Source organism: Ferroplasma acidiphilum, assembly GCF_002078355.1.
Classification (GTDB): domain Archaea; phylum Thermoplasmatota; class Thermoplasmata; order Thermoplasmatales; family Thermoplasmataceae; genus Ferroplasma; species Ferroplasma acidiphilum.
In genome coordinates, this window is record NZ_CP015363.1 from 1,703,104 (window position 1) to 1,715,032 (window position 11,929).

Consider the following 11,929-nt stretch of genomic DNA (forward strand, 5'->3'; position numbering starts at 1 on the left):
ATAAGTTTATGTATGAAAATGAAAAAAAAGTTTCTGCCATGGAGGCATTGAAGCATGTACATAGCAATATGAAACTCGGGCTAGGAACCGGGTCAACAACAAAATACTTTCTTGATGGGCTCGGGGAACTTGTTAAATCTGGAAAAATCACAGGTATTACCGGTGTCCCAACATCATTGAGGACTGCTGACCTGGCTAAATCCTATGGCATAAAAATAGAAAACAACCTTGAAGGGATAGAAATAGATTTTGATGGTGCAGATGAATTTGATGGAAGTGGCAACTTAATAAAGGGTGGTGGAGGTGCACTTGTAAGGGAAAAAATTGTTGCTTATAACAGTAAAGAAGTTTACATAATGGCTGACCATTCAAAGTTTTCAGAAAAACTGCATAGTTTTCCATTGCCTGTTGAGGTTTTGCCCTTTATGGAGGATGTGACAAAGAAGAATATTGAAAAAACAGGTTGCAAAGCTACTTTCAGGGATGGAAAAAATTTTAAGAGCGACAACGGCAACTATATACTGGACTGCAGGTTCGATTTTACGGATGTTGCACTGGAAAAAAAGATAAAGATGATTCCCGGAGTTGTTGAAGTAGGCATCTTCAGTGGGATTACAACAAAGGTATTCATAGGCGAAAATGAGAAATGCAGGGTTATGGACTTCCAGAAATCATAATGTTGTTTCATTCTGCATAGATAGAACCATATCCATTGCAAGTTCCGCTATATCTGTTGAGTACAGAGCAATCCTTGATATTTCCTCCGAGGAAAATGATATGGTCGCTATATCTGATGATTTCCCGAGGTCCAGCAATTCCTTCTTCTGGTCCATTATGGTTTTTTTGAATGATATGATATCATTGAGCCCGTTATATTTCTTGGAATAAAAGAGTGCCATTGACTTCTTATACAGGTCAAGTGAAAATGATAGGTTTTCAACTACCTTCTTATACGGTATATCAGTATCATTCCTCTCCAGCCATATTTTGCATATATTTACTGTATGGTCTGCCATTCTCTCAAGTATCCGGGATATAATCAGGTAATATATGCTATTGGGGTCTTCGCAACTTTTGCCTTTTACTTCACGGTAAATGTACCACTGGAAACGATCAATTTCATCGTCTCTTTCAATTACATTTTTTAACAGGTCATTGTCCATGTCATTAATCCCTTTTATCGTGTCGTAAATCATTGATTCAACATTAAGTGACATACGCTTTATAGAATTATAAATCGGGTAGGAATTTGAATTTAATACATTTTGCAGAACAATTTTTTTGGAATTTTCCTCAAATATTTCTATGCCTATAACCAGTTTTGAAAATTTCTTTATGGCTTCCCTTGTTTCATCACTGATATAGTATGAGCTTGTTATGGCCAGTGTATCGTAACCGGAAATGTAAAGAGATATCAATGCCCGTTCGATGCTTTTTGAATCCATCTTTGAATTCAGGATTAAATGTTTTTCTATCTCTGTTTTTACACCAACATCTCCGTAAAGAATAAGCCGGTTCTGTGATTCTTCAATTTTTATCTCACTGCTCCTCTGAAGATTGTTATTTTTTACCCATTTTGAAGGCAGAGAAACTATATATGTTGAACCTCCTGTTAACTGGATCTTTCTTATTGATTGCATGTATATATATCTGAAATAACTATATATAAATATCTATTAAATTTAAAACTATATAATTTATTTTCCAGCAAGGTTTTTCTTGCTGAAGAAATATGCTGCTACTATCCCTGCTATGTACATTACACCTATAGATGCTATATATTTATCTGCCAGTGCAAAAACATAAAACTCATAGAAAGTTAATCTCGGCACATTCACAGGGCCTGCACTTGTTATTGTCAGAGTTTTGTTAATTGTATAATTAGTGTCGTAAAGCCCCGATGGCAGCTTAGTATCGTAGTACATTGTTGTAATATTGCCATTTTTCGTATGGTTTAAATTGGAATAATGTACAGTTTTATTATATATTCCACTGGAATATATGTACAGGTATGAATTATTCAAAGATCCTGTGTAATTTGTGGTGATCGTAATATTGTAGTTATGATCTACACCTGAGAATGGCGTTATAGATGTCTTTAAGGAAGTCCCGTTTATATCACTGGTAGTTACGCCGTTTAGATCATAAACGTAGGTAGAGTATATGCCGGCAGATATCATAAGTACAACAAGTAAGATTACTATGCCCCCGAATAGCCTTGGCTTGAATCTGTACATGCCAAAGAAATGCATCAACAGGAAAATTACAACGGGAATTGAAAAAATAAGCAGAATTAGAAAAGCGTAAAACAAGGATATTGTGAATATCATAAGGGAATAAAGTATTGATATTAATGGTATGAATATTCTATTGTGATCTGTTAGGAATTTTCTTGCCTGCATTATTTTTTTGTAGTGTGTTATAATATAAATATTTTCCATCATTTTTCCACTGTGCATCTATAATGTGGATGAAGCATGCCTCTTAACTATGCAGAAGACTGATATTATCAAAAAAAATCCGGAATATGCCGGTATCGCCAGGCAGAACACAGATAAATTTATATTGCTACAGAAATTTCACCTGATCGGATTGTAATATTGCATAATATCTGGAAAACATAACAGTGTGTAATAATATAAATATCATATTAATATCATTTATTGTGTACGACGTAATTGTTTCAGGAGCAGGACCTTCCGGTTCATATCTTTCATACCTGCTTTCCAGAAATGGGTATAAAGTTCTGCAGCTTGAGGAACACAGGGAAGTTGGCAAACCCGTTGAATGCACGGGGCTTGTATCTGAAAGGGTATTTAAATATGTCAATTCACGGTCAATGGTAAATGAGGTCCACGGAGCAAACGTTTTTTTCCCGAATGGCAAGAGCATACACATATCGAAGGGAGAGAAAACAATAGTTATGTACAGGGATGACTTTGACAAGGATGTTTCTGCAATGGCTATAGGTGCAGGGGCAGACACAAGGATAAATGCAAGGGTGCTTGATGCCAAGGTTAACGATTCATACGGAGAGGTAAAATACAGGGAGAATGGTGAAATTAAGTATGCCAGGGCCAATATAATAGTTGGTGCTGATGGTGCAAACAGCAGGATAAGACTTTCACTCAATTACGAAAGGCCAAAAAAAATAATTTCAACTTACCAGGTTGATTCCTCTTTCCACCTCGATGACCAGGACGATGTAAATGTTTTCATCGGTTCCGAGAATAGCAAGGGGTTTTTTGGATGGGCAGTCCCGTCAGGAGAAATTACAAGGATAGGCGTGGGAGTTGACCATGTGACAGCCATAAAGTATTTCAGGAATATCAATGTAAAATTCAACAGATCCCAGATACTTGGAATAAATGCCGGGCCAATACCCATCAATTATCTAAGCAAAACCTATGGAAACAGGTCATTGCTTCTGGGCGATGCTGCAGGAATAGTTAAGCCATTATCTGGTGGTGGCATATATACAGGAATAATTTCGGCTAAAAACGCATATACTGCAATAGATCAGAGTTTCAATAGAAACAATTTCTCGGAAGATGCATTAAAGGCTTATCAGAAACTCTGGAAGCGTGAAATTGGCAGGGAACTTTTTATAGATGCAAAAATTCAACAATACTTTTCAAAGATAAGCACAAACGATACCCTGCTGAATAAAATATATGATACTATTAACAGGGAAGATATTATACGCAGGATAAATTCCCTGGGTGACATAGATTATCCAGCGAAAGTTGTGTTTTCAATACTTATGAGAAAACCACAGCTGATAAAATATTTCCTGTTCGGCGGATGATAGGCTTTTAGCAAATAGTATTAGAAAACATTGAATTTCCGTATAATTTATAGTTAATAGTCGCCCGCATAAAAAATATATGGCTAAATTAATTAGGCATGAAATATTAAAGTAAAAATGCAGGGCAAAGTGCTATATTTTATGCTTCTAATCTCTGTTGTGGTGATCTGGGGTGCAACATTTCCGATAATGAAACTTTCACTTCAGTATATAAGCCCTGTGATGCTTCTGTCTTTCAGGTTTATCCTTTCAGCTGCACTCATGCTGCCCATAGTGTTTAAAAATAAAATGTTAATTGAAAGAAAGAACGTAATACTTGGAATTGTGGGCGGCATATTGCTTTTTCTGGCATATTATACACAGACAGTTGGCCTTGAATACACAACATCATCCCAATCAGGGCTTATCACAGGCATGTATGTCGTTTTGCTGCCAATCATATCGCTATTATACCTTAAAATCAAATTAAACAAAGTAGATGTTATCGCTGTTAGTATTGGCTTCATAGGGCTTATACTCATGTCATCGCTAAAATTCAGTTCAGCATATACCTTCGGAGACATACTTACCTTCTTCTGTGCCATTTTTTATGGGCTGCAGACCGCATATGTATTTAAATATACAAAATACCTTGACAGCATGGTTTTCACATTTTACCAGTTATTGATGGTTGGAGTTTTATCATCAATATTTGTTCCGTTTAGCTGGGAACCTTCCGGGCTTTTGAAACCCATAGTCATTTTTACAATAGTATTTACTGCCCTCTTCGCCAGTTTCTTTGCCATATTAATAAATACGAGAGTCCTGCAATACATAGAACCAACTGCAGCAGGAGTAATATATGTTGGGGAACCTGTATTTGCAGTTATATCATCCATACTGATCCTCAAAGAAATTCCAACTATGGATATAATACTTGGTGGCATTATCATAGTGGTGGCAATGCTGATTGAAACATTGCATAAATACGTAGAAACAAAGAATTCTATAAATATTCCACAATAGCCTATATATTACTATATAATTTATATGGAAAATATTTATTCATGTAGTGACTATATTTCTATGAGAATATGGATAATAAAAATGAAGGTAATATAAGTGCAATAAACCAGGCACTGGATAATGCCACAGGAAAGTTCCACTTCAGAACTTTTCTGACAGCAGGGATGGGATTTTTCACAGATGCCTATGATTTGTTTATTATAGGAACGGTGCTCGCAATACTTCCAATGATTGGATGGCACCTTACAAAAACAGAAATAGCCCTTATAGGGTCTGTGTCACTGATAGCTGCTGTACTTGGTGCGCTGGCATTTGGCAGATTGCTCGATTATCTTGGCAGAAAGGCTATTTATGGCCTGGAACTGGTATTGCTTGTAATTGGTGCTTTAGGAAGTGCATTCCTATCGTTTAAAAACCCCTACGCTTTAATGGCATGGAGATTTTTGCTGGGAGTAGGCATTGGCGGTGATTATGCAACATCTTCTGTTATAATGGCAGAATATTCCAATATGAAAACAAGGGGAAAATATGTTGGAATGGTATTTTCAATGCAAAGCATAGGTTTAGTAGTTTCTTCATTGCTTGCCCTTACATTTTTACTGAGCACGAAGATTATTCCACTGGCAGACGCCTGGAAAATAATGCTTTCAGTAGGAGCCATCCCCGCTGCAATAGTAATTTACTACAGAAGAAAAATGCCTGAACCACCGAGATATACTGTTGCAAAAGGGCGTGCTGCGGAGGCTTCAAAGAATCTTAAATCCTATACCGGAATAGATGTAGCTGTCTCTAAAAATAAAGAGGAGGTAAATGCTCCATGGTATACCCTCTTTAAGGATAGAAAATTCCTTATTACATTAATAGGGACAGCAGGAGCATGGTTCTTAATGGACTGGGCATTTTACGGAAACTCCATAATGGCAAGCAGAATTTTCGCAACCATAATAACACAGACCGGATTGTCTGGCTTAATAAGATCTACGGAATACTCCGCCATAGTGTTCATTGGATTTGCCCTGCCAGGGTACTGGCTGGCAACATTTACACTGGATAAACTTGGAAGAAAGCCGATACAGATAACGGGCTTCATAATGCTCGCGGTAACATACGGAATACTTGCATTATTTCCTATACTGGATACCCCTTCATTTGTGGTGGAGTTCATTGCAGTGTATGGTATTAGCTATTTCTTCATGATGTTCGGGCCAAATGTTACAACATTTGTCTTCCCATCAGAGGTGTTCCCTGTAACAACAAGAGGGTTTGGTACAGGCATATCTGCGGCTGGAGGAAAAACCGGAGCTTTTATAGGCACATTTGTTGATGTGTTTATAATAGCCGCTGGGCTTTCATCACTCATGACTGTACTTGCAATATTTTCAGTATTAGGCGTTATAGTAACAATACTGTGCCTGCCAGAACCGAAGGGAAGGGCAATGGAAGAGATTTCCAGGGAAAAGGAATATACTAAAACTATAAATTAAATATATATTTTAATTTGAATATTCATGATATTTAATTTTTAACGCCTCAAAAATTTCAACACATATTTTATTTATTAATACAGCGAGTTTTGATTGCCCTAATCCGGAAGCGGGCAGGGATAATTTATAAACCTAATATTTTAGGGATGATACTTATAAGGGCATAACAACTCATCTGGTATGCCTGATCCTATAGCCTTGAAAAAGAAGGGGGCAGGATTGCCAGTACAGCATCCGCCACGCATAGTATACATTGGAATATTGCTTTCCGCACTTTCGCTTGCGGCCGGGTTTTTAACTGGCATTGCTGCACTGGCGGTAAATAATGGTTATCCATCGATTATACCGCTGGCAAATGGAATTACTTTCCATCCTGATTTGATGGTATTTGGAGCAGTGGGCGGGCTGCTGATTTCAGAAAAACTTGAACTTATGGAAAAGTTTCCACTCATAAGAAACATTCCAATTTCCAGGCCAATCGTAGCTTTTCTTTTCGGTGGAGTTTTTATATTGTCCTTAGGAATTTTATCCAGTTATGCAGTAGCAAGATATGCAGGGCTTCTGCTGGTGGTTGCAGCATCTCTCCTCTTTTTGCTGTTTATGTCAAGCAATGTAAATCATGGCGATAAACGGATAAAGCTGGTGTTCGCTGCGGCTATTGCCTCCATGTCTCTGGCTGCCATAGGAAACATGAACTCCCTGCTATACAGTGATGTGAAGCTTACCTTTCTTGCCCTGCTGTTCCCTATTCTTTATATTCTCGCAGAGAGGATGGAACTTGGATTTGTACGGGGAATGGGTGCCCGTATAATGGCACTGCAGGCATACATAGCATGGTTTGCAGTCGGCATGGCATTTGTTTCAGTTGAGGTTCCGGACAAATTTATCAGCCGCTTCGCCATGGTTCTTTCTATCATTCTTGTAGCTATACTAACCGGTATTTCTATCAAATTTGACCCTGCTTTCAGAAAAATAAAGAGAAATGGCAGATTCCAGCATTTCATGCGTGCCGGGATACAGATTTCATTTTTCTGGCTTGCACTTGGCCTCATCCTTTTCATGTTGCAGGCAATCATCGGGCATGGTTATCTTGACCCTGCCACACATTCCATAGCCATTGGCTTCATCGGAAGCTTTATTGTGGCACACAGCCCGGTAATATTTCCGCTAACATTCAAGAAAAAAGCAATTCAGGAAAATGTTACATTCCTCCCCCTGATTATGATAACCATTGCAAATGTATCACGGGTTTTTGGCGATTTAGCTATACCCTACACTTCATTGGGTGAAACATTTTCCTATGTCTCTGGCTACCTGCTCCTGTTTGCAATTCTTTTATTTGTTTATAATATCAAAAAAATTATGGTTAGCCCTGACTGAGCCGGGATGCGCGCAGTGTGCATAAACCATAATAATTTATTTCTGAATTTCACCCTAAAAATACAGGGATTTTGTTATTATGGCATCATTTAATTGGGGAATATGGGAAATATAAAAAATAATTACATAGAAATTGATATCAGGAATATAGCTCCAGGTGAGAGGCGTAGCAAAATTTTTGAACGGTTCCTTGCACTAGGGCAGGGGCAGGAACTGCATGTTATTGCAGACCATGATCCGGTACACCTTCTGGGAAGCATGAAAAGCCATAAATTGCCTGTAGATGTGGCAGCTTACAGGACATTAACAGATAAAGATGGTACATTCACAGGAATTTTTAAAAAACTTGAACATGAAAATGTCAATGAAAACTTTCTGGCAACAGACATTGACCAGGAAAGAAACTATCTTCCAGATAGGTTTAATCCCGTTACCGTATACACAGGGGAGAATTACAGGGTTATTATAACCTATATTAAGGCAGGCCAGTTTATTCCTGTGCATTCTCCATCCACAGACCTCATATTCTCTGTATTTAAGGGAAACGGGAGCATGGTTGCTGGAGACAGGGAAATAAACATACACCCCGGCAGCATTGTAATAGTACATGCCGGAGAAAAGCGCGGGGTCTTCGCAAACACCGATATGGAAGCTTTTCATGTAGTCTCTCCAGTACCGGATGAAAAGGACCATCTCGAGGTAAAAGAAAAACTGGAATCGAAGAAATATATTTGAACATGTTCAGGTTAATGAGGTAATTAATTATGAAATCAAGTGTGGAAAAGAGAATGCAGGAGAGAATAGACGTGAAACTTGTGCTGAGATTTATTGCAACCAGTTTCGTCTATTTTCTAGCAGGATTGGTAATTTTTGCCGTGAATCTAATATTTTCGCTTAACATGCATCGTGATCCTATTTTCGTTATGTGGCTCTTTGGCGGTGTGGTGATGATAATATTTGGCCTTTCATACATGTTTTCATCCGGAATCGCAAAAAATAGTGCGATGGCCAACAATACTGTGCATATAGAGTATATACTGTTAAATATAGGTGTAGTGCTGTTTTTTCTAGGGTTCTCGCTTTTCCTTGGATTTTCAGGGGTAGGAAGCTATGGGATCGGAAAACCACTTGCCATAACAGGCCTTATGGCTATCATTGTCTCCATGCTGATCCATCTGATCAACATATTTGTAATGATTTCCAGAGACCCGTATAAAAACAAAAAACATGGTTCTCCATGATTAATTGTTACTGTGGATACCTGTAACCTGTTATCTCTCTTTTCCCTTAAAATAAGATGAGATAATATTCTTTTCAGCCCGCCTTAATATTTCAGCAAGTGTGACATAAGAGACATTGAGCCGGGTGGAAAGCCCTTCCAGGTTAATTTTTTTAGGATATTCAAAGAATCCAAGTTCAAATGCTGTTCTTACTACATACTCCTGCCTGGCTGTTATATCATTCTTTTTTGATAATGCCCTTTTTCTGAGAATTTCAAATTTAATGCCATCAGATTCCAGCCTGTCAGTAAAACCATTTATTGTTGCCTCGTCGGGGACGAGCAAATTCATTCTGATATTGCCTGAATCATTGCTATATGCGGCTGTAAGGAACAGATCCCAGTTCAATATTGTACTGCATATGCTGCATTCGTGTGCATCAACAATTGCAGTTGCATGGCTGGTATCAACTATGGCAAAGTTATTTCCAGCTGTTTTTGTCCTGCTTTCCATTTCATGTGAAAAATTTTCCATCTTCCCTTCAGGAAGAAATATTTCTAAAAGGTCCATTGCCCCATTCCTGCCCATGCGGATATCCCTGATTTTAATGCTGGCTGAATGTGTTTTAACAATATCCTTAATCCATTCCACTGGCTCCCTGAATTCTATATCCAATTCTATCAAAACTGTCCCGCGATTAATTTCAAAATAGGTAATAAATTTATACTAAACTCCTAATCCTTTATAAAATTTTCAAATATTGTTTTATCTCCATTTATTTTAGTATCTATATTTGTGAATACATTTGAATTGTAAAGTGATTCTATATAATTTTTAAATTTAAGTTTGTCGGGTTCCCTTCCATAGAGTTCACCATACTCTTTCCGGAGGTCTTCACTGCTTATCTCCATCATATGCCCTGCGAGGCTGCACAGGGAATAATATGAATATGCTGTCCTGAGGTATGGCTTCAATGATGAAATGCCTGATATATATAAAATCCTGTGTGACATGACGTATGAAAGCAGATTTTCTATGCCTTCGCTGGCTACTGCATCGAATTCCGGGCCCGGTTCTATTATGCATGCACCGTATTTGTATTCGTAACTAAATATTGCAAGGTCTCCTACTTCATTGAAATATTTCAGGCGTTTCGCATCACTTTTTTTATCAGATACCAGTATCAGCCTTTTCTTTTCCACCAGTTCCCGGAGTATTTCCATGACAGGCGTAAGCGACATCTGTACTTCCCCGATTCTTGAAAGATTGGACGCTATAGATTCAAGCAATTTAGCCTCTCCTGCTGCTGTCAGGGATGATTTAACATCCTCAAGTAGTTTAATCGCAGTCTTTCTGTCCGGGCCGGTAAAATTTGCCCTGCCATTAACCTGTTCTGCAGAGATATAAAATATGTGGCTGAATTTTCTAATTAATAATGTGTTTCCAAGTATTTTTTGCTGGAAAACATCAATATAAGCATGCAATTTTTCTATATTTTCAATGGAATCCGGGTCCACAGCAACTGAACTCCCGTAGATTTCTGACACAAATGTATTCATGAGCGAAATTAAAGTTTCAATATTGTCATTTCCCTGTTCGTATTTTTTTGTTATATAGTTTTTTATTTCAAGCATTAACACACCTAATACTCGTTCAATGAACGCAATTCCTCTCCATTCCTTGCAAGCACATTCGCATACACTATCTTTATCCTGCTTCCCAATTTTTCACAGTATCCTGTAAATTCATCTATTTCCATAGCCTTTACTTTATCTCCAGTGCGTTTGTAAAAATCATTAATGCCAGTTTTTAATTCCACACCCTCAAAGCCAGGAATTAATAGTATTTTATCCCGGTAAATAAAGGCAGTAAAATAATACATGATATTTTCCGGAAGGTTATTATTGATAACCTCATATTTAACCAGTGGGCCTATAAATTTATATGGAAATCCCATAACAACCGGCCTTCCCTTCTCCATATAATTTATCGCTTTGCCAATGTCATTGTCCTCACTAAGAGAAAAATAAAACTCTTTTATTTTCATTTTCCGCAAATTCCTATTTAATATTGCAGATATGCCTGAAAGGGTTGTATTATCTGCCAGAAATCCAAAATATTCATTAAAAGATAATATGCTATTTATGTTGTTTATTCTCATAATGTAGTTATTCGCATGTGTATATTTGTATATTTGAGTGTGCATAGTTATCCATAGGCTGGCTGCGAATGAAGCCTGGGGGTCCTTATTGCTTTTAAACCATATTACTGGAAGTTCGTCTGGCATATTTATATTAATATTGTTTTTGAATATTTAAAATGTTTCATAAAATTAAGGCAAATCCCGATAGGAAAAATCAGTTTTTCAATATTTTCATTTTTACTATTTCCATTGCATCGTGATATGTTTTTGTTGTTTTCCAGATATTTATAAAAACTATATCGCCTATATTCTTCCTTATTGCCTCCATATGCAGATCCCTGTCATCAACATATACAACCCTCTGCACCGGAATTTCAACACCCTCTTTCTTCAGCAGGCTTATAAGCTTGAGCAACCGCTGGTCCTTGTCCGGGGTCTGGTCTGTGGAGTTATAGTCGAAAAGGTTGCATATGCCAAATGTTTCAAGTGCTTCCTGGGCATAATCCTTTCTGTTCCAGCTCAATGTTGTCGTTATAGCACCATTCTCACGTGCCCATCTTATAAAATCCAGTGCTTCCGGAAACAACGTTACTGTAACATTATCCTGATTTCCTATGCTATTCGAGTCCAGGCGTGTATAAGGCGGGTTAACTCCTGAGATATTTAAATGATCCCATACTGTGCCATCCAGATCCATAGCCAGAATCCATGGTCTAATCATCCATTAGGTATTGCAATAATTAAATAAATATATCGTAAAAAATATTGAAAATATGCGATAAATTTTAAGGGAAAATTGAAATTATATGTGATAGATATAACCCGGGTTAGTGGATTATCGGAAAATATCTAAATTCAGGTTATGCCATGCCTTTATGATACCCCATGC

The 11,929-nt window shown here is 37.5% G+C and carries 13 protein-coding genes; 7 read left to right on the forward strand and 6 right to left on the reverse strand.

Annotated features, from left to right (window positions below; all coding sequences use genetic code 11):
- Window positions 1–8 precede the first annotated feature (8 nt).
- Window positions 9–677, forward strand: coding sequence for a ribose-5-phosphate isomerase RpiA (rpiA, locus tag fad_RS08550; protein WP_081143065.1), 669 nt, complete (start codon window positions 9–11; stop codon window positions 675–677).
- Here the strand turns inward: rpiA and fad_RS08555 are convergent.
- Together fad_RS08555 and fad_RS08560 are read right to left on the reverse strand one after the other, a co-directional pair.
- Window positions 672–1,640 carry a phosphate uptake regulator PhoU gene (locus fad_RS08555; RefSeq protein WP_009886876.1) on the reverse strand — a complete coding sequence of 323 codons (969 nt, stop codon included), beginning with the start codon at window positions 1,638–1,640 and terminating at the stop codon, window positions 672–674. The two genes, rpiA and fad_RS08555, sit on opposite strands and share 6 nt — an antisense overlap.
- A gap of 57 nt (window positions 1,641–1,697) precedes the next feature.
- Entirely contained in the window at window positions 1,698–2,402 is a 705-nt protein-coding gene (locus tag fad_RS08560) for a hypothetical protein (RefSeq protein ID WP_148285726.1), read from the reverse strand.
- Between the two features lie 263 nt (window positions 2,403–2,665).
- On the opposite strand from fad_RS08560, the gene fad_RS08565 reads away from it, so the two are divergent.
- From fad_RS08565 to fad_RS08590, 6 genes are all read left to right on the forward strand, one after another.
- Window positions 2,666–3,808: a geranylgeranyl reductase family protein gene (locus fad_RS08565; RefSeq protein ID WP_048074044.1), complete on the forward strand. Its 1,143-nt coding sequence runs from the start codon at window positions 2,666–2,668 to the stop codon at window positions 3,806–3,808.
- A 141-nt stretch (window positions 3,809–3,949) separates the two neighbouring features.
- The gene (locus fad_RS08570; protein ID WP_236940570.1) at window positions 3,950–4,813 is read left to right on the forward strand and encodes a DMT family transporter; all 864 of its coding nucleotides are present in this window, start codon (window positions 3,950–3,952) and stop codon (window positions 4,811–4,813) included.
- 68 nt (window positions 4,814–4,881) lie between these two features.
- Entirely contained in the window at window positions 4,882–6,297 is a 1,416-nt protein-coding gene (locus fad_RS08575; protein WP_009886880.1) for an MFS transporter, read from the forward strand.
- A 180-nt stretch (window positions 6,298–6,477) separates the two neighbouring features.
- Entirely contained in the window at window positions 6,478–7,677 is a 1,200-nt protein-coding gene (locus fad_RS08580; protein WP_081143066.1) for an NnrS family protein, read from the forward strand.
- A gap of 102 nt (window positions 7,678–7,779) precedes the next feature.
- A complete protein-coding gene (locus tag fad_RS08585) occupies window positions 7,780–8,412 on the forward strand; it encodes a DUF2249 domain-containing protein (protein ID WP_081143067.1) in 633 nt (210 codons plus the stop codon).
- Window positions 8,413–8,441: 29 nt separating this feature from the next.
- Window positions 8,442–8,918: a hypothetical protein gene (locus fad_RS08590; RefSeq protein WP_009886883.1), complete on the forward strand. Its 477-nt coding sequence runs from the start codon at window positions 8,442–8,444 to the stop codon at window positions 8,916–8,918.
- A gap of 30 nt (window positions 8,919–8,948) precedes the next feature.
- On the opposite strand, the gene fad_RS08595 is transcribed toward fad_RS08590, so the two are convergent.
- From fad_RS08595 to fad_RS08610, 4 genes are all read right to left on the reverse strand, one after another.
- Entirely contained in the window at window positions 8,949–9,581 is a 633-nt protein-coding gene (locus fad_RS08595; RefSeq protein WP_009886884.1) for a helix-turn-helix domain-containing protein, read from the reverse strand.
- Between the two features lie 50 nt (window positions 9,582–9,631).
- A complete protein-coding gene (locus fad_RS08600) occupies window positions 9,632–10,531 on the reverse strand; it encodes a hypothetical protein (protein WP_009886885.1) in 900 nt (299 codons plus the stop codon).
- A gap of 8 nt (window positions 10,532–10,539) precedes the next feature.
- Window positions 10,540–11,184, reverse strand: a complete 645-nt coding sequence (locus tag fad_RS08605) for a hypothetical protein (protein ID WP_009886886.1) — start codon at window positions 11,182–11,184, stop codon at window positions 10,540–10,542.
- 70 nt (window positions 11,185–11,254) lie between these two features.
- Complete coding sequence (locus fad_RS08610) at window positions 11,255–11,761, reverse strand: magnesium-dependent phosphatase-1 (protein WP_081143068.1); 507 nt, start codon at window positions 11,759–11,761, stop codon at window positions 11,255–11,257.
- Window positions 11,762–11,929: the final 168 nt, after the last annotated feature.